This is a genomic window from Streptomyces kebangsaanensis (assembly GCF_001906585.1).
Classification (GTDB): domain Bacteria; phylum Actinomycetota; class Actinomycetes; order Streptomycetales; family Streptomycetaceae; genus Streptomyces; species Streptomyces kebangsaanensis.
In genome coordinates, this window is record NZ_JUJA01000058.1 from 174,087 (window position 1) to 192,822 (window position 18,736).

Below are 18,736 nucleotides of genomic sequence, written 5' to 3' on the forward strand. Positions count from 1 at the left end.
GGTCCGCCGCCACCCCACCAAAACCGGATTTCGTCTCCGGCCGCCAGTGGGCTAAAGTAATCGTCGTCGCCGCGACAAGCAGCGACACCGGGGTGTGGCGCAGCTTGGCAGCGCGCTTCGTTCGGGACGAAGAGGTCGTGGGTTCAAATCCCGCCACCCCGACAGAGAAACACCAGGTCAGGCCCGGTGCTGAGAGATCAGCGCCGGGCCTGATTTGCTTTGGCGCCCCGTTTTGGGAGCCATTTGGGAGCCGACTTCCAGAACCGGCTCCCCAGCGGCTCCCACCGAAGGTCTGTTGAAGAGGCTGACGAGCGGGCCGCCGACTATCTGGGGGGCCGGTAGTCCGGTCCCGGCCCCGTGGCGCTACGGCACAGCGGTTCGGGTATGCCGATCGGTGCTGGTGGTGCTGTGGAGGCGGTCTGTCGCGGAGCCGGTTGGGATCTTTAGGCCCTGCTCATGTCGAAGCAGAAGCGGGGCAGGAAGCACCGAATGCCCCAGAAGCGGGTCCCCGGCCGTTCTCCGTTACCGCGTCCGCGTACGGCGGTTGGGGTGCTGCCGGGTGGCGGGTTGCCGCTGCGGGGAGCCTGGACCATGCGGCGCGGATGCTGGAGCACGCGAAACCGGACCAGCTGGTGGAGCTGGTGCTGCCGTACCTGTGGGTGGCTCTAGTGGACGGTCGTGTGCCGGCGAATGTGGGCGTGGACGCGTGTATGACGCTGCGGAACGCCTACGGCCAGCTGGGGGTGAGGGCTGAACTGCTGGCGGTCGACCTGGCGGTTCAGCACAAGGACGGAGGCGGCACCCGCTACGGCTCGCTCGCGCCGAGTTGGACGGGCACCTCGCGGAACGGGCACTGCGTGCTGGTGCTGCCCGACGCGGAGCGGTTCGTGGACGCCACGGTGGAGCAGTTCGACGAGGCCCGTGAGATCGGAATGGGCCCGATGGTCAGCAAGGTGGCGCTGTCGATTGACGGCAACGGCTCGTTGATGGAGCCGGGGGCGCAGGTGGTGCTCCAGCGCGGGGAACTGCTGCTGACGTACACGGTCGCCGGCCCGGAGTCGCTGACCTCCATTGTGGGACACCGGGAGGAAGCGGCCCATACAGACGAACACCGTCGCACCGGGGTGAACGTCACTTCCTTCGCGCTGGTCGCCTTGCGCGGCGAGGGTGTGCGCGAGCGGGCGATGCAGGCGCCCCACCCGAGGCTGCGGGCGCTGCTGCGGGCGGTCGGGGACGCCCCATACGAGGCGGACGAGGCCGGTGACGTGCGGTTCTGCCTGCCCGATCAGAGCGATCGGGAGCGGTGGCTGCGGCTGGACGAGATCCCGCTGCCGCCGAGTGTTCCGGCTGCCTGGCACCGCTCGTAGGCGGACGAGGAACATTGGAACGAAAACCGACGCCTGCGGAGGAGTCCACTCTCCCGCAGACGCGGCACGACACAGACGGGGCCTGTGAGCGTTACAGGTCCGACTCTGCGGGCGGGAGCTCGGTCTCGCTGCGGTTGTGCAGCCAGTTCAGCAGCCGGAAGCCGCGCTCGCTCTGCTCAGCGTTTCCCCAAAGTGCGGCCGAGAACGCTGCGACGGTGAGCGCCGCAACGGTGCCGAGCACGAACGTCTGCGGGCCGGTCAGTGACTGGGGCTGGCTTGGGGTGTCCATCGGTGTCCTTCGTTGTCGGGTGGTGCAGGTGATCCAGCGTAGGAGCCGCTCGGGGCGGCCGGGCAGATATCCGGTAAAACGTGAAGCGACCCTCTTATCTGCGGTAACGGGCCCCGGAGGACTTAGCGCACGTCTTGACGTCGATGTTCCTCAACCCCCGTCGTAGGCAGCGAAGGGCTCCGGCCTCCCGTGACCAAGCGACTGCGGGCTCGTCGTTCTCCGGGAGACACGTGCACGTCCCCCGCCCGGCACTTGTGCGGGCGGGCCCCGGCTCCGCGCCCGGCACCCGGGGCCCCGGGTGCCGGGGCCCGGGGCCCGCTCACTGCCTGATTTGGTCCGCTGGGTGCGGGATGGTGCCGGGCGGGTACGACGAGTTCGCCCCGGGCGCGGCCCAGTCGCGCGGCTGTGATCGCGCTCGTCTGCCGGTCCCACAGGAGATCGAGGACCTGGACGACGGTGAGTGGACGGCGGCCCTTGCCGTTCATCGGCTGCGTGCCGCCACCCGGGTACTGGGCCCTGCCGCAGCGCTCTTCCCGCACGCCTGGCCCGTCAGGGAAGAGCGCTGGACGAGCCGCGCGCATCGAGCTGGCCTTTCCCGCCGGCCAGCTGGCGCTCCTGGACGACCAGCACACCGACGCCGCGGTCACGATGGACGACCCGGACGCGGGCCAGGACGAGGACTGCGGGATCGAGCAGGTCGCAAACGGCTGGTTGCGGCAGCACTGAGGTTGACCGAAGGAAGTCTGTGCCACACCACGTACGGCACCATCCGAGCCCAGATATGCGGATGCCCCCGCTACCGAGGGTGCGAGGGCATCCGAGTGCGTGTGAGCTTACTGCGCGACGATCTCCGTCTTCTTCGGGCGGCCCGGGCCGCGCTTACGCGCGATCAGGCCGAGCTCGGTGAAGGTCTCGTCCGTCGCCATTGCCTTGAGCTCGGGGTACTTCTCGGCGATGTGCTTGAGGACGTTGCTGATGGCGGCCTCGTAATTCGAGCGGGTGGCGCCGGACGCGCCCGCCCGCCAGCGCAGGCCCCGCAGGTCCCACGTGGTCTTGGCGAGGGTGCCCTCGAAGAACTCGTGTGCCATCGTCTCGTCCTCGCCGACGGTCTTGAGAGCGTCGCGCCGCCAGGGGATCCCGGTGAGCGCGTCCACGGCTTTACGCGGGGGCACGCCGGCCATCCGGGCGGCGGCAATGGTGTTGGCGATGGCATGCAGCCCGGCCGCAGCCGAGTGCAGGTAGTTCTCGCGGAACTCGGCGACGGTCAGAGTGCCATCATTGATCTCCCGCCAACCAGGGATGGTTTGGAAGGCGTAGTCAAGAACCTCCACGATCTCCGCGCCGATCTCGTCGAGTGCCTCATCGCCGGAAGTACCATTCCCGGTCGTGCGCTGCTTGATGACGGCGTTCAGGTGGTCCTCGCGGGCGTCAGGGGTGCGGTCGCGGACGCCGACGCCCGCGATGGCGGCGGCGGCCGAGCGGACCGCAGCCGCCGGGTAGAGGCCCTCGAACCTGCTGCCGTTCTCGGCGGCGCGCTTCTTGTGCGCCGCGTTCGCCAGGTAGGTGACCCGGCCCTGGCACAGCGCCGCGTTCTTGATGACGTACTGGCCGAGACGGTTCTGCGCGCTTCCCTTGTCCATGACGGCGATCAGCGAGGGCGAGATCGGCTTGGTGCTCGCCATCTTGATGAAGAGCGTCGACAGGATGTCGGGGTCGCCTTCGAGCAGCAGGGTCATCTCCACGGCGGACTGCTCGATGTGCTCGCGGACCACCAGGGCGTCACCCTCGGTAGCGTCCCTCACCATCTCCCAGACCCGCCCCAGGGAGATCCCGCGGTGCTGCCCATCAACCGACCACGTGACGGGCGCCCCCTCGTACACGGTGATCTTGACCAGGGTCACGCCGGTGGCGAGTTCCTGGATCTCCTCGATGTCCACGAACTCCGGGTCCGGGTCCATGCCGATCACCAGCGTCCCCAAGTACGGGCGGTCGGACGTGCGGATGCCTTCGGCGATCTTCTTGATGTGGGACTCGTAGACGTCCCGCTGCCCCGGGCGGCTTGCGTCGTCCAGGTCGTAGTCGTTGCGCTTGAGCAGGGACTCGAAGTTCCACAGCTCGGCGAGCGCCGGCATGGGCTCGGACCAAGTGAGCTTGCGCACCTTGCCGGCCTGCGACATGAACGCGATCCGCTCGAAGCGGATGGGTCGCTTGCCCTTGAGCTTGGCGCGCAGCTGCTCGACGTCAGTCGAACGGGCGGTCACGATAACCTGCTTCCTGCGGACCTCGGTCCGCAACAGTAGGGATCGGCCCGGCGACACAGAGCTCTGGACAAGCAATGTCGCCGGGCCGAGTCACATTTTGTGACGACTGGCACACTATCAGTGACGCCGAAAACTCGAAACCTCTTTCCGAGAAACCCCTCACAAAAATTGGCCTGGCCTATTTTTGGTAGTCGTAGTCATCGCCCTCCCACCGGACGGACACGGGCGTACGCCGACAAGAGGCGGCCCGCGAATGGGCACAGAGTGCCGCTTCTTGCTACGCCTTGGCGGGCACGCGTGACACCCCGCGTGCCCGCAGGAGATCACTCAGTACACGCACGGGCGACGTGGCACTCATGGCCAAACGCGCGTCGAGTGCCGTCTCCCACTGCTCGGTCAGCCCCAGCATGAGGCGTTTGCGCATGCCTGGGGTGACGTGGGCGTAGCGCGCCGAGACCGAGCCGTCGATGTGGCCCATGCGTTCGTCCATGAGCACCTTCTCGGTTCCCAGGTCCTCCATCATCGTCCGGTGGGTGTGGCGGAGTCCGTGGGGCGTGAGTCCCTTGGCTATCGGGAGCCAGCAGGCGTCGGCCCGTTCGCTGGCACCCCGCCCCCGGGCCGGGACGCCGGGCCAAGGCTCGCCGAGTAGGGGCACCGGCCGTGGCTCCTGTGGTGCCTTCTTCGGGTACCAGCCGGAGACCGCCGGCGTGAACAGCCAGGTCGCGAAACCGTTCCTGCGCCAGTGGGCGGCATGCTCCGGTACGACGCCGCCCCGGACGAACCGGAGGTCCGCGATGGCCTGCTCGACCTTCTCTCGCGTGGCCTCGGTGACGCGTTCGGGGTGGTTGAGGACGTTGGACACCGTGCCGGTCGAGACGCCGGCACGACGGGAGACGTCGACGAGCTTCGCGCCCTGGTGGCCCCCGGTACGGGCCGCGCCCTGCCCTCGGAAGACGTAGGTCTTGCCGTGGCAGGGGCACGGCTTGGGCTTCGTGCGGGCGATGTGGTTGGCGACCAGCGCGGACAGCCAGTCCATCGAGTCGATGGTGCGGTAGCTGTCGTCCTTGGGCGGGCAGCGCACCAGTTCCCCCGTGTCGAGTTCGTACAGCTGCCACTCGACACGGACGGCTCCGGGGCGGACGAACGCGGCCTCCAGGCCGACGATCTCGCCCCAGCGCATGCCGGTATACCCCTTGAGGACCACGGCGACGAACTCGTCGTCGCGGCCGGAGAGCAGGGCGGCGCGCTCGGCGGTCAGCAGGATGCCGAGCGCGTCGGTGACCACCTTCTCCGGGCCACGGTCTCGGGAGCGGCCGGCGCGCTTACCCCGTCCGCGCCGCCGGGCGGCTGGGTTGGACGTGATCAGGCCCTCGTCGATCGCGTCCTCGAGGATCAGGTGGAGCGTCGAGCGCCACGTCTTGACGCTGGAGGCCGCGTAGAGAGCCTTCTCCTTCTTCTCCCACAGGTCGACGTCCGTGCGCAGGATGCCGGCGAGCGCCTTGTCCTCGAACTCGGGGAGCAGGTGCTCCTCGATGTGGCGCTTGTAGTTCTGCATGGTCGAGGCCGCCAGGTCCTGGGCCTCGTACCAGCGGTTCGCGTACTCGCCGAAGGTCTCCTGGCCGAGGGCCGGGTCGCGCCAGTCGCCGCGACGGTACTTGTTCTCGGCCTCGGCCGCTGCCCGTTGGGCCTCGCCCTTGGTGGCGAACCTGATCGCCTTGCCGTTCTCGTCGACGACCGTGTTGTGCTTGCCGGGCGCGACCTTGTACCGGCCGCGCCAGTAATTTCCGCGCTTCTCCGCGAAACCCAAGTCCCGCTGTCCCCCTCTGGGTTGTCCTCGTCTACGGCAGATTCGATCGGGTCACGCGACGGTGCCGTACTGCTGCTGTCGACGCGGCGGGCGGGCCCGCAGGCGAGTCGCCGGAGCCACGGCAGGGCGGCGACGTTGCGCGGAGTCGGTCTGCGTACCGGGCTCGGAGAGCGGCTCGGTCGCCCGCGCGGCTGTCTGCGCAGGCTGGACCGGCCGCTCCTCGTAGAGGCGGATGATCTCGGCGAGATGCTCGGCGGTGAAGCGGTAGGCGCGGCCGACCCGGGTGTGCGGGATCAGGCGCCGTCGCGCGCGGTCCTTGACCCACCAGGCCGAGCAGCCGAGGGTGTCGGCGATCTCCTCGGGGCGGTAGAGGCGGGGCGGAGGGGCGTCGGACGGCCTGTGGAGGACGGGCGCGGGCGTGGATCGGTGCAAGGGGGCGGCTCCTGGTCGCGAGGGCGGGGACGGATGCGTGAGCGGCTCAGGTGGCGCCCGTGCCCTGGAGGAGGGCGAGGGGTGATACCTGCAGGGCTTCGGCGATGGCGACGAGGTCGTCGATATCGCATCGCCGCTTGGCGAGTTCGATGCGGGACAGCATCGTGTTGGACATAGGACGGCCCAAAGCGGTACACCGCGCGGCGAGTCGGCGCTGCCCAAGGCCGCGTTCCGTGCGGAGGATTTCGATGGTGCGAGCCGCCAGCATTCCTGCGGGCCCTATTTCCAGAAATCGTGCTGCCATGGCTCCAAGTTGTAGCGTGCATTCGCCGGTTTGGTTAACCGGCGATCGTCGGCTATGTTGCGCCGCGCTCAATCGGTGAGCGAGGCGGTCGGGATGCTCCGAAGGGCCGGATCCCCGAACACGTCCCGACATCAGAGACCCTCTCTGACGCGGGGTGTTGTGTTGTAGCTTCGTCGCTCGCAGTAGGTCAACGGCTTCCCGATGTGATCCTTCTGGCTCGGGATGCGGGGCAACTATTTGGTCAACCGCCGATCGTGCCCTACCGTTTTCGCACCGCCATCTCCGACTCGATTTCCAGCGGTATTTCTGCCGTCAGAGATTGCGCCGGAGAGGGCTGGACTTGTGCGACCCGGGTGTGGCTATGTTGACGGCGGCCCGGAAAGCACGAGCGGTCATCAGAGCGCCCGCGCCAACGGCCGGACGCCTCCCCGCCCTTCACGCCCGTACCGCCCCGACCGACGGTGAGCCGTGGGCACCCAGCCCGCCGGCCACCGAGTGAGGACCGCCCCTCTTGGCACGAATCCGCACCATCAAGCCCGAAGCCTTCGTCTCCGAGTCCCTGGCCGCCGTCACGCTGACTGCCGAGCGCACCTTCTTCGGCCTGCTCACCCAGGCCGACGACCAGGGCCGCCACCGCGACCACGCCGCGATCATCGCCGGGCAGCTGTGGGTCCTGCGCCCCGAGCACACGCCCGCCGACGTCGAGAAGGACCTCGCCCAACTCGCCGACGCCGGCCTGATCTGCCGCTACACGGGCCCGGACGACAAGCGCTACCTGCACATCGTCACCTGGCGGCAGCATCAGAAGATCAACCGGCCCAGCGTGAGCCGCCTCCCCGCCTGCCCGCACCACGACACACCACCCGGCACGGCACCAGGAGTCGCCGCGCCGGCTGCGGGGGCCGGCATCACGGAGCCCGCACCGCAGCCTCACGGACCCCTCCATGAGGGCTCCGGGCAGGCGTGCGAGCCTGCGGTGAATCCCGCCGTCGACAGCGAAAGGGCAGGTCAGGACGGTTTCACGGAGCCCTCCGTGAGGGAGCAGGGAGGACTCAGTGAGGGAGCAGTGACGCCTCACGGTCTGGATCTAGGACCTAGGATCATGGATCTAGGAGATACCCCTTCGGGGGGCGCGAGCGCCCCCGCACCCGACACCGTCTCGGCCCAGCAGCTCATCGCCGAGTACGCCGCCGCCTGCACGCACCGCCCGCCCAGGGACGTCCTGGGCCGTCTCGGCCGGGAGGCGCGCAAGCTGCTGGAGGAGGGCATCGCCCCCGCCCACATCCGGGCCGGACTCGAACGGCACCGCGCCAAGGGCCTGCACCCCAGCACCCTGCCCAGCCTCGTACACGAGGCCATGAACGCCACCCCCGCCGCGCCCGCCGTCCACAGGGCGTGGACAAACCCCACCGACGTCGAAGCCGCCTTCGGAGGTGACCTCTGACCGCCGCCCTCACCCGAGAGCCCCACCGGGTCGGCCCGCTCGCCGACCGGCTCAACGGCATCCTCGCCAGCCGCGGCATCGACCCCGCCACCGCAGCGGTCGAGGAGGCGCACGCCGAGCCCGTCACCGCGCTGGAGCTCGCCGACGCCCGGATCCCCGCCCGCTACCGCCGCGCCCTGGCCGACCACCCGCAGGTCACCGCCTGGGCCGACGAGATCGCCCGCGCCGGACGCCCCGGCCCCGGCGGACCCGGCATCGCCGAAGGCCCCTCGCTGCTGATCGCCGGCCCCACCGGCACCGGCAAGACCCACCAGGCATACGGCGCCGTCCGCACCCTCCTCGCCCGCGGCGTCCGCCTGCGCTGGGACGCCACCACCACCGCCGACCTCCACGCCCGCCTGCGCCCCCGCGCCGGCCACGACGCCGAACGCGACCTGCAGACCCTGGCCCGGAGCCCGCTGCTGCTCCTGGACGACCTCGGCGCGGCCAAGACCAGCGAATGGACCGAGGAGCTGACCTACCGGCTGATCAACCACCGGTACGAGCACCTGCTCCCCACCCTCATCACCACCAACCTCCCCACCGCCGAACTCCGCACCACCCTCGGCGACCGCGTCGCCTCCCGCCTCGCCGAGATGACCGAACGCGTCGTCCTCACCGGCCCCGACCGACGCCGCCACCACCCCGCCTGACCTTCCACGAGGCCCGGCCGCCGCACGGCCAGACCCGCAGAGCGCAGCCGTCCAGAAACGGGGACCGGCCTCATCGGGGACCGAGCCAGGGGACCGGGGACCGGTCCCCAACGGCATGGGGACCACTCGGGACCGACGCAGCAACGACGCGGGGACCGGACGTCCCATCCGGGGACCGTGGCCACCCGAAACCGGGGACGGTCCCCGTCAAACAGCGAGCGGTCCCCGTTCGATTCGGGGACCGGTCCCCAACGGACCTATCGGATACGGGGACCGGTCGCGGCAAAGCAGCAGGTCACCGCCCTACAAGGCCGCGGAAAGCGGTCCTGTGATGCGGCCGTACGTCGGTTACCGGGGACCGGGACCACATGTCCTCCGCCTCTCCGGGACCGGCAAATCGGCGATCGACAGCACGCGGTCCCCGAACCTGATGAGCCACAGGAACCGGGGACCGGTCCCCGCACTGAGCCCGACCCAGAGCACAGGACCACCCCGCGCCGTCCCGCACCCCAGTCCTCCCGCCATGCGAGCCCCGCACCGCCACAGCATGAGACACAGTTCAAACCACCCGCCCAGAGAGAGTCCATGCACCAGCCACACCACGAAACGGCCGACGACACGCGCCCGAAGACCACCACCCTGGCCCCAGGCGGAGCAAGTTATCGGCCAAGACACTCTTCCCCGTCGGGGAAGGCGACTTGGCCAGAGCCCGCCCCGAGGGTGGCGGGAGCGGACCAGCACCGGGAGGTGCTGGCCCGTGAGGCAGCGACCGAGGGCGGATCGCAGCCTGAGGGGAAACCGTCACCACGCAAGCGCCACGACGCGAAGAAGACCTCGCGCAAGCGCTCGCCGAAGCCGCCCTCGCATAAGCGTGATTACGTGTGCAGCGTCCGCCTGAACGACGACGAGAAGACCCAGCTCTCCGCCGCCGCCAGCGCGACCCGTACGAGCCTGCCAGCCTTCCTCGCCCGCAGCGGCCTCGCCGCCGCACACGACCTCGACAACACCGCCGCTGCCATCGCCGGCCAACGCGAGCTGATCGCCGAGCTGTTCGCCGCACGCCGGCACCTCGGCCAGGTCGGCAACAACCTCAACCAGATTGCCCGCGCCATCAACTCCGGTGGCCGACCAGCAGAGATCGACGCGGTCGTCGCGGCGGTCCAGCGCGCCGTGACCCGCGTACAGGCAGCCACCGACCGGCTGCTGGACCAGCACTGACCTGACTTGCCACGACACCCACAACCGCCATTCCCACTGACCACCCTCGGACAGCAGCATGATCCCCCGGATACAGAAGCGCGGGCAGCGCACCATCGGCCTTTTGTCCTACCTATACGGACCCGGGAAGCACGAGGAGCACATCGACCCGCATCTGGTCGCCTCCTGGGACCACAACGCTCCCGACCCCGGCCGGAACCCGTCCGCCACCCTCAAACAGCTCCAGCAGCTTCTGGACCAGCCCGTGGAGAACACCGACCGGGCCGAGCGACCGAAGAAGCACGTGTGGCACCTGTCCGTCCGCAACGCCGCCGAGGACCGGATCCTGACCGACGAGGAGTGGGGCGAGGTGGCCCGCCAGATGGTCGCCGCCGCCGGCATCGACGACCCCGACCAGGGCGCGGGATGCCGGTGGGCGGCCGTCCGGCACGCCGACGACCACATCCACATCGTCGCCACCCTCGTCCGCGAGGACGGCTACAAACCCGACCTCCACCACGACGCCGCCCGCGTCCAAGCCCAAGCCCGCACTCTGGAAGCAGAGCTGGGCCTGCACCGGCTCAACAAGGGCGACGGCACCGCCGCCCAGCGCCCCACCAGCGCCGAACGCCACAAGGCCAACCGCCAAGGCCGCGAGCGCACCGCGCGGGAAGAACTACGGGAGACCGTGCGCCGCGCGGTGGCCGGCGCGACGAGCGAGGGAGAGTTCTTCGATCGGCTGGCCGCCGCCGGTCTCCTGATCCGCAAGCGCATCGCCCCCTCTGGGGACCTGCTCGGCTACAAGGTCGCCCTCCCCGACGACCGCAACGCGCACGGCGAGCCGGTGTTCTACCCGGGTGCGCGCCTGGCGCCGGATCTGTCCCTGCCCCGGATCCGGGAGCGCTGGTCGGCCGACAGCGACGACCAGGGCGCCGCGCCGGCCGATCCGCCGTTGCATACGGCCCCGAGCGACCCGTCCGCCGCTCGACGACGGACTGCCTCCGCAGCCTGGCAGGTCGTGATCGTCCTCGAAGACGGGGACGACGCTGTGGCAGCCGCTCACATCGCCTCGACCGGCGAGGTCCTCGACGCGCTCGCGAAGACGTCCGCCGCCCACACCCGGGCGGAACTGCGTGATGCCGCCATCGCGTTCGAGCGGGCCTCCCGCTCGCACGTAAGAGCCGAGCACGGGCGCAACCGGGCGCTGCGGCAGGCCGCCCGCGACCTCGTCCACGGCGGACCTGCCCTCGGCCGCGGGGAGGACGGCGCGACCACTGCCATGGCAATCGACATGCTGTTCTTCCTCGTCACCGCCGCCATCCACTGGCACGCGAAGAAGGGCCACGCCCAGCAGGCCGCCGCCGCCCGCCAGGCCGCCGAGCACCTGCGTGCCGCCTACCAGGCCGCTGCCGCCCAGCCTCTCGGCGCCCTCTACCAGCGCGGTCGGCGCCTGGGTCGCCCTCTCCTCCAGCGGCAGACAGCAGTGCTGCGCGAAGCCGTGCCGGAGCTGGCGGAGCAGGTCCTCACCGAGCCCGGCTGGTACGCGCTCGCCGCGACCCTCACCGACGCCGAGGCCGCCGGCCACGACCCCACAGCCCTCCTGGCCGACGCCGCCGGGCGGCGGGAACTCGACACCGCGGACTCCATGAGCGACGTGCTGGTGTGGCGTCTGCGCCGGACCGCCGACCTGCTGGCCGACACCAGCCACGCTCTGACCAACGCCCACACGACCCAGCACTCGGCCAACCCTGCATTGCAGCAGGCACCGGGCCGATCCGGGACCCGGCGTGGACTGTCGTAGCTACGGACTTTGCGCACAAAGCCCGGCCTCCTAAGTCGAGGAGGCCGGGCTGGTTGCGCCGGGTGCGAGAGCAGCGGTTGTCAGCCGGCTGGCGCTCGCAAGAGCCGGTCCTGAGTGCTCTCGGACAGCACCCGACGCAGGACCGGTGCGGTGGAACTGAGGGAGTCGGCGAATGAGGCGACGAGGTCGTGCGGCACACTGACATCGGACGACGCGGCCCCCGGTCTCTCTGTCGGAGAGACCGGGCGCTGAGCGGTACCGGCTGCTTCACAGATGATGAAGGTGAACGGTGAAGGCCGGGTCCATGACTGACCCCGCGGCGCCTCTAAATCTGCAGGATCAGGCTCTCCACTTGCTTCAGGGCTGACACGCTGGTCTGCGCGGCATCACGCGCCTTCACAAGCTTCTCCATCCACGCGATCCGCTGGTCGGCGGGCAGCGGTTCCTCGCCCAACTGGGTGCGCAGACGGCGTGCCTCCTCGAAGTCGGCGAGCAAAGCGTCGGCAGCGGCGACCGCGCTCTGGTAGCTGCCCTCAACCAACTCGACGCGGGCCGGCAATTCCCTTCGGAGGTTGGCCAGTTGATCGCGCGGGTCCACCGGCACGTCTTCGTGCACCGTGGTGCTGGCGTCGGCGGGGTCGGTGGTCCTGGTAGTCGACAGCCCTCCGCTCGCGCCGCCAGCAGCATGGCTCTGTGTGGCGCGGCCCAACTCCACGGGGAACATCTCGTCGAACCACGCCTTGTCGGCGACGAAGGAGGTGGGGCGGCCGCCGATGTCCGGGACGAGCACCATCCCCGGCACGATCGCGGTTCGTGCCGCCTCGTCCCAGTACCGTTCGCCGTAGCAGACCGGCTGGCCGCCCTCGGGTGCCTCGGGTGCCTCCGTCGCATCAGGGTGCTCCAACACGGCCCGCGCGAAGGCGAGGAGGAGCGCCCTGCTGATGTGCGGGGTCTGCTCGGTGTACGCCAGCGTCAAGGCCGCGAGGGCACTGGACGGGGTACGGCGCACACCCTTGCGGCTGTTTCCCGCCTCGCTGCCCTGGCCGGGTGTGATCAGCGGCTCAGGAGCATGCATCAGGTTCGGCGCCATCCGGCGGACCAGTGCGGCCCACGCGGTGGGATCGCCAGCCTCGGCCCCGAGGAAGAGGTCCTTCAGCGACCTCGGGTCTTGCCCGGACCCTTCCTTGGTCTCCTGCACTCCGAACAAGCCCAGCGCCGAGAGGATGTTTTCCCGGTGCAGGTACAGCTGGGCGATGGCCGCGGACCACAGCCTCGTGCGGGCCTCGGCGGCCTTGGCGCGGATCTGGCTCCACGCCGGCTCCTGGAGGGCTCCCTGCACAATCGGCCAGAACAATCCGGTGTCACGGACCTGGCGCTTCCCCGTCGACGGCGGAGCGGAAGGAACCTCCGGGAACACGAGCGCGGTGATGGCCCGGATGGCGACATCCCGCATCGTGACCGGCGAGACCTCCTCGCCCGGCGGCAACAGGGATGCCAGCGGGTCGAGCGGCCCATTCGCGGTCAGGGCATCACGTACGCCGCCCAGATCGAGCAGGTCCACCCCCCGCGCAGTGGGGAAGGTGTCGGCGAGCACCACGCCGAGCAGGCCCTCCCTGGCGTACGCGTCGACGAGCGTGGCGAACAGGGCGATCAGGCGTGCGTCTTCGTCATAGGGCTGGATTCCGCGCAGGTGGTCGTTGACGTTCAGGGCCCGTAGCACGTGCTCCAGCGCCTCTGGCTTGCTGCAACCGATGACGATCTCCATCGGAACGGTGGCGATCTTGGCGGCACGCCGGGCTGCGTGCTCGGGCTCCGTCTCCGCAACGGCGCTGGTCTCGTTGAGGCGGGCCGAGACGCGGTTGAGGATCTCGCGCTGGTTGAGCAGCAGCAGGGTGGGGTCGTTCTTCTCCTTCGGCAGCGGACACAGGGACTGGGGCATGCCGGTGACCAGGTGTTCCGGGCGCAATCCGAAGATGTCGAGGCGGGCCAGTGCCCGGTTGTTAGCGGTCACCGCAACCATCCGCCACAGCCTGGAGGAGGTGCCGTCGGCAGTCTTGATCTGCCACTGCTGAAGCACGCTCATGCCGCGAGAGAGCTGGCCTGAGGCGACCAAGGACTCAGCAAGGTCGTAGCCTCGAGTCTTACCTGCACGCCGCAGGGTGGCCGCAGCGTAGCGCTGGATGTGGACGGCCACCTCGTAGGGTTGCTCCGCGAGCGTCAGGGCTGCCATGGGCTGGCCGTTGTTGTCCGCCGCCTGTACTACGGGGCGGGGCCGACGGTGCCCGAGCGCGGCCAGGAGAGCGTCGCGTTCGCGCTTGGCGTCTCTCACGTGCCGGGTTGCCTCAGCGAACTTCTCCTCGGCGGCGGCGAGCGCCTCGGCGGCATGGGTCTCGTCGCCGGGTGCGCGGCGGCGGGCGTCGCGCTCCTTTTCGGCGATCTTCTGTTCCTTCTCGGCCTTCTCCAACGCCGTTTCGGCGGCAATGAGGGCTGAGACGCGCCGCGTTGCCTCCGGACTGGGCGGTGTCCAGGAGCTAACCGTACGGTCGTTGAGGTCCCAGGGCACCACGGCAGCACCGTGGACGTCACAGATGAGGAGGAGCACCGTGTCGGCGCCTGCCTGCACCAGCCGCCACGTGTTGGGGCGCAGGACCTTCTTCCCCCCTACGGTGGCCACGATCTTCTTGATCTCGGTGTCGCCGAGAGCGGTGGCGAGGCCCTCGATGATCGCAGTACGCGGCGGCGGGATCACGCCCTGTTGCTCGCAGGTGTTCTCGATGCCGTCCGCCAGGTGCTTAGCCCAGGTCTCGGTGCCGATGTATGGGTATACGCCGTCGGGCCGTTTGTTGGCCACGGGACTACCGCCTTCCTCCCGGCAGGCGCCGGGCGAAAAGCACGCTCCGCCTCCGCGGGAGCGTGACACGCGCCCGAAAGCCGAAGCCTCGCGCCAGCGGGATGCAAGCCGTTCCCCGTGGGAGTGCGGCGTGTTCCGCTCCGTACGATCCGACTGCCAGCGCCCGTAGAAGGATCAGCCCGAACAGCACCCCTTGTGGTGCCTGGGCATCTCGCGACTTGCTCCTGCTCCGCCGTCGGCGGCATGAGGCGGACGACGGTGACGAACCACCGACGTGCAGGAGGAAAACTGCCACCGGTCGTTGAGGCTGAGCGACCACTATCCGCATGTGTTCATCCCATCGGGTGATTTACATGCGTAACCACCTCATCGAGAGGTGTATCGAGATATCTTCCGGCCTTCCCTATGTCCGCGAAGGGGGAGGCCGGGCTGCGAGCTTTCATCGCTCTTTGCCGGTTCAGGGGCGGCGAGCGGAGCGGAAGTCAGCCGAGACAGAACCGGCCGTCGCACGAGTTGACGTACGTGTCCGCTCGGTCACAGGCCAGGCAGGCGCTTGGGGCGCCAGACATCCCCAAGCACTTCCGGCCGCGCCCGGCCCTCGCCGCTCTACCACTCCAGGCGGTTACGGTCCAACAACCGGATGCCATACCGTTCGACGCCCGGAAAACCGCCCGCTAGTGACCACGACCGCGAACTAGGCTGGCGGCTGGGAGGAACTTCCGACCGCCGGTCGAGGGGCGACCGACTCTCAGGGCGGCAGGGGTGCGTCGAGGTACTCCTGCACAGGCTCGAACAGCCCGTACGGCACGTACTGCGGGATCTCGCCATGGGCCACCCAGGCAAGCTCCGCCAGCTCCGCAGGGGCCGCGATGTGGGTCGTGCCACTCACTACCTCGCACGCGGTGTACGACATCAGCTAGCCCGTCTTCGGGTGGACCCGCTTGCCGAGCAGCTTCACAGCAGCCACGGTCAGGCCGGTCTCCTCCTGTGTCTCACGCACGGCTGTGTCTTCGCGTGTCTCGTTAGGTTCGACCTTGCCGGCCGGGAACTGTCAGGAGAGCGAACCTTCACTGACACGGCGACGCACCATCAGTACACGTCCCTCGTGAACGATGACGGCCGCAGCGATGCCCGGCTGTTGCTCCGCGTTCTGCCACATCACGTCTGTTCCTCCAGAGGCGCCAGGATGCGCGATAGGTGCACCTACGAGGAATTTCGGGTCACTGACGTTTTCTCAGCGGTGATCACTTCCAGATTCCGTTGAGGACGAGGGCGGCGCGGGCGATGTCGCCGATCCAGCTGGGGCTGAGGGTGACGTGCTGCAGCGTTCGCCGGCGCTGCTTGGGCTCGGCTGCGGCGCGTTCGCCGAGTGCACGGACGCCTCTGATCAGGCTGTTCGTGGTGCGCGTGTCGGCGTCCAGGGCCTTTCGGACCGGCCCTTCGGGCGGCGGACCGGGAGGAGAATACCGATCCCGGCGCCGATGTAGCCCTCGTCGGCCAGGGTGGGCAGGCCGTCGGCCGCCGCCCGAAGGGCCGGGCAGGGCGTGGATGCGGGCGGCGGTGATGTCGGGGGGTGGAGCCGGGTTCGACGTCGCAGATCCACAGCGGGCCCCGTCCAGGGCGGCCAGGAACTGGATGTTGCCGCCGAATGCCTTGTGCTTCTGGTTGAACCACCAGTCGTTGTCGTTGTCCCGGACGCCGGCGAGGCGGTCCGTTTCGATGAGCGTGCCGTCCAGGATCACGTGGGTCATGCCCGCGTGTCGGTAGTGGTCCAGGATCTCGTGCAGGTTGGGGGCCTGATCGGCGAGGACGTCGATGCCTTCGTGCAGGTGGCGGTGGCCGGTGGCCCGGGAGATGCCCGCGTCGCGGGTCAGGCAGTGCACGCAGCCCCCCTCGCGGAACCAGCGCAGGACCAGCACCGCCTGGCGGAACGGGCCGAGCGCCCGGCTGCCGCGCGGAGTGCCGATTCGCCGCCGGTGCGCGGCCAGCAGGCGCGAGAGGTGCTCCACGACGTGGCCCGGGACGTCGAGCGTGGCAACATGGGTGACCAACGTGAAGCCTCTGACGGTTACGGACATGATCTTGTGGTGAGACCTGTCCTACCAGGGGCTTTACGTCTGTCCGCGGCCGGGTCCAGTCCGTCCGGCCTGCTCACGCATGGAGTGGTTCATGCCGCTTCGCGTAGATCATTTCGCTGAGAAAATGTCACTCGTCGGCGAAGGCAAGCTTGCCCGCATGCTCGCCGAAGAGGCGCTGAGGGCAAGAACGGACTTCGACGGCACCGAACGCTCGCCGATGTGCAACGCTGAGGCCCACGTCACGCTGGGCGCCACGGCGGCGCGCGAGGGGGACTTGGAGCAGGCCCTTACGATGGGCGAACAGGCCCTCGTAAGAGACCGACAGTCGGTGCGGTCGCTCATCATGACCAGCCGCAAACTCGGGGCCGAGATGAAGCGCCACTACGCCTCAGAGCCCGCCGCCCAGAGACACCTTGCACGGCTACACACTGGGACAGGAAAAGCCCGGCTTCCTTCCTCAGCAGCGGAGAAGCAGTGAAATCAGGTGCCGACGTCACTTACTACACCGCCTACTTCGTTTGCATCTTCTTCCAGCACAGTTCCGTGAAACCTCAGCCTCGATCCACCGCGTGATCTTTGATCGCGCGGTGTGATTGGTTTCGGGGTGGATTTTCGGTTCCGGGCAGGGCGGGTTTCCGGATGGCCGTTCCGGTGGCGGGTTCTCCGAGGTCTTCCAGATCGTGGACGGGCGGGGGTCCGGTTGGTCAGGTCTGCATCCGCTGCCCGGTGGCGGTCCACAGGTCGGTGAAGTCGTCGGCCCAGCGCCAGCGTCGGGGCAGATGCAGCACTACTCGTCGTCCCGGGCGGGCGATGCGGGCCGGAACGGCGATGAGATGACGGCGGATCGTGCCGGTCCGTGCCCGTGCGTGGAAGGCGGAAGCGAGGTGTCCGGCCGCGCGGGTGAGGTTGTAGGCGGTGGCGGCCAGGGTGAGCCAGGCCGCGTTCGCGGTGAACTTCCCCGAGGGCAGGTGGGCCAGGGCGGAGTCCTCCAGATCGGCGAAGACCTGTTCCACCGCGGCGTGAGCACGATGCATGGGCTCGGCGTCGGTCAGGACGAAGGTGCTGTCGGTGAAGACCACATGATGGCGCCAGACCGCGAACAGCTCACTTTGTCCGTCGGGCACCGTCTTCGGGTTCAGCCGCTTCACGCGGCGGACGATCAGCCGGGCGGTGGTGTGGAACTGCTTCTTCTTGCTGGTGAACGCGGTGAACGGGATCTCGGCGATCTCGGCGTCGGAGATCCAGCGTTCCTCCTCGGCGTCCCAGATCGCGTCGGTGTACCGGATCGGCGTCCAGGCGTCCTCGGCGATGGACGCGATCGCTTCGCGGATCGTCTTGGTGACCGCGACGGCCAGCGAGAAGCGGGCGCCGGCCCGACGGCAGGCGGCGACGACCTTGTGGGAGAAGTAGGCCGAGTCGGCGCGCACGATGATCTGTGCGGTGATCCCCATGGCCCGCACCGTGGTCAGCGCCTCGCGCAGCAGACTCGCCGCCCCCTTGCCGGAGCCCGCCGAGCCCCTGCGCAGCCGGGTGGCGACGATGACCGGCGCGCAGGTGGACGTCTTGACCGTGACGATCTGGAAGTGCAGCCCGCGGACCTTGGTGTAGCCGAACGAGGCGCCCTGCTTGGCCGGGCCGTAGACCTGCTTGACCTTGGAGTCGATGTCGACGAACACCACCTCGTCCGTCGTGGGCACCAGTCCGGTGTGGGCGGCCAGGTTGCAGGTGAACGCGCTTGTCGCGGACTGGAGTTGCCGGACGTGTCCCCAGGTGAAGGCGCGCAGGAAGGTGCCCAGCGTGGACGGTGCCCGCACCCCTGCGAAGAGCTTCCGCAGCCCTCCGTGCCGCAGGACATCCAGGTCGTCGATGGAGTCGGCGCCGGCGGCCATGCCGCCCACGATGCTCATCGCCTTCGCGTCGGGGGCCGTGCCGGCGCCGTTGGCCGCGCCGGTCAGTTTGACCTTCTCGGCCACCAGAGCCGGCAGGCCGCACCGCTCGGCCAGCCGGATCACCGGGACCAGTCCGGCATGCGCGATGAGATTCGGCTCGTCGAACGCGGCAAACACCCGCGCCGGGCTGTGGGACGATTTCACTTGAGAGGTGCCTTGCAGGTCGGGACCGGTGGAAGCGTAGGAACTCCCATCATCCCAGGTCAGCGGGCACCTCTTCTGATTTCTCCGTCCACGGCCCGTCCGCTACGCGGTGGATCCAGG

General features: G+C 69.3%; 14 protein-coding genes, 1 tRNA gene and 3 pseudogenes. 8 read left to right on the plus strand and 10 right to left on the minus strand.

Going from position 1 to position 18,736, the window contains the following annotated elements; genetic code table 11:
• Positions 1-88: 88 nt before the first annotated feature.
• Positions 89-162, plus strand: a tRNA-Pro gene (locus RH94_RS08975).
• 440 nt (positions 163-602) lie between these two features.
• Positions 603-1,367 (plus strand): hypothetical protein, encoded by a 765-nt coding sequence (locus RH94_RS08980; protein WP_073947096.1) that lies wholly within the window; start codon positions 603-605, stop codon positions 1,365-1,367.
• A gap of 91 nt (positions 1,368-1,458) precedes the next feature.
• Here the strand turns inward: RH94_RS08980 and RH94_RS08985 are convergent, their stop codons facing one another.
• Entirely contained in the window at positions 1,459-1,656 is a 198-nt protein-coding gene (locus RH94_RS08985) for a hypothetical protein (RefSeq protein WP_073947097.1), read from the minus strand.
• Positions 1,657-2,112: 456 nt separating this feature from the next.
• Here RH94_RS08985 and RH94_RS08990 point away from each other — a divergent pair, with 456 nt between their 5' ends.
• Entirely contained in the window at positions 2,113-2,382 is a 270-nt protein-coding gene (locus RH94_RS08990) for a hypothetical protein (protein WP_143203979.1), read from the plus strand.
• A 107-nt stretch (positions 2,383-2,489) separates the two neighbouring features.
• Here RH94_RS08990 and RH94_RS08995 read toward each other — a convergent pair whose 3' ends face one another.
• From RH94_RS08995 to RH94_RS09010, 4 genes are all read right to left on the minus strand, one after another.
• Positions 2,490-3,917: a DNA sulfur modification protein DndB gene (locus RH94_RS08995; protein WP_073947099.1), complete on the minus strand. Its 1,428-nt coding sequence runs from the start codon at positions 3,915-3,917 to the stop codon at positions 2,490-2,492.
• Between the two features lie 277 nt (positions 3,918-4,194).
• Positions 4,195-5,724, minus strand: a complete 1,530-nt coding sequence (locus RH94_RS09000; RefSeq protein WP_073947100.1) for a LacI family DNA-binding transcriptional regulator — start codon at positions 5,722-5,724, stop codon at positions 4,195-4,197.
• 51 nt (positions 5,725-5,775) lie between these two features.
• On the minus strand, positions 5,776-6,156 hold the full coding sequence (locus RH94_RS09005; protein WP_073947101.1) for a helix-turn-helix domain-containing protein: 381 nt from the start codon (positions 6,154-6,156) through the stop codon (positions 5,776-5,778).
• A gap of 46 nt (positions 6,157-6,202) precedes the next feature.
• Positions 6,203-6,460, minus strand: coding sequence for a helix-turn-helix domain-containing protein (locus RH94_RS09010; RefSeq protein ID WP_073947102.1), 258 nt, complete (start codon positions 6,458-6,460; stop codon positions 6,203-6,205).
• A gap of 511 nt (positions 6,461-6,971) precedes the next feature.
• Between RH94_RS09010 and RH94_RS09015 the strand changes: the two genes are divergently transcribed.
• From RH94_RS09015 to RH94_RS09030, 4 genes are all read left to right on the plus strand, one after another.
• The gene (locus RH94_RS09015; RefSeq protein WP_073947103.1) at positions 6,972-7,904 is read left to right on the plus strand and encodes a hypothetical protein; all 933 of its coding nucleotides are present in this window, start codon (positions 6,972-6,974) and stop codon (positions 7,902-7,904) included.
• Positions 7,901-8,596, plus strand: coding sequence for an ATP-binding protein (locus RH94_RS09020; RefSeq protein ID WP_073947121.1), 696 nt, complete (start codon positions 7,901-7,903; stop codon positions 8,594-8,596). The genes RH94_RS09015 and RH94_RS09020 overlap by 4 nt, the downstream gene beginning before the upstream one ends.
• Positions 8,597-9,343: 747 nt before the next feature.
• Complete coding sequence (locus RH94_RS09025) at positions 9,344-9,814, plus strand: plasmid mobilization protein (protein WP_234425634.1); 471 nt, start codon at positions 9,344-9,346, stop codon at positions 9,812-9,814.
• A gap of 58 nt (positions 9,815-9,872) precedes the next feature.
• A complete protein-coding gene (locus RH94_RS09030) occupies positions 9,873-11,594 on the plus strand; it encodes a relaxase/mobilization nuclease domain-containing protein (RefSeq protein WP_073947105.1) in 1,722 nt (573 codons plus the stop codon).
• An 80-nt stretch (positions 11,595-11,674) separates the two neighbouring features.
• On the opposite strand, the pseudogene RH94_RS46965 reads toward RH94_RS09030, so the two are convergent.
• From RH94_RS46965 to RH94_RS09050, 4 genes and pseudogenes are all read right to left on the minus strand, one after another.
• Positions 11,675-11,812: pseudogene (locus tag RH94_RS46965) on the minus strand (DUF317 domain-containing protein); the annotation flags it as partial.
• A 107-nt stretch (positions 11,813-11,919) separates the two neighbouring features.
• On the minus strand, positions 11,920-14,445 hold the full coding sequence (locus tag RH94_RS09040; protein WP_073947106.1) for a hypothetical protein: 2,526 nt from the start codon (positions 14,443-14,445) through the stop codon (positions 11,920-11,922).
• A gap of 748 nt (positions 14,446-15,193) precedes the next feature.
• A pseudogene (locus RH94_RS09045) lies at positions 15,194-15,604 on the minus strand (NUDIX hydrolase).
• Positions 15,605-15,689: 85 nt separating this feature from the next.
• Positions 15,690-16,496, minus strand: a pseudogene (locus RH94_RS09050) (transposase family protein).
• A gap of 118 nt (positions 16,497-16,614) precedes the next feature.
• Here RH94_RS09050 and RH94_RS09055 point away from each other — a divergent pair.
• Positions 16,615-17,001, plus strand: coding sequence for a hypothetical protein (locus tag RH94_RS09055; protein ID WP_234425635.1), 387 nt, complete (start codon positions 16,615-16,617; stop codon positions 16,999-17,001).
• Positions 17,002-17,227: 226 nt separating this feature from the next.
• Here RH94_RS09055 and RH94_RS09060 read toward each other — a convergent pair whose 3' ends face one another.
• Positions 17,228-18,616, minus strand: a complete 1,389-nt coding sequence (locus tag RH94_RS09060) for an IS1380 family transposase (protein WP_073945630.1) — start codon at positions 18,614-18,616, stop codon at positions 17,228-17,230.
• Between the last annotated feature and the right edge of the window lie 120 nt (positions 18,617-18,736).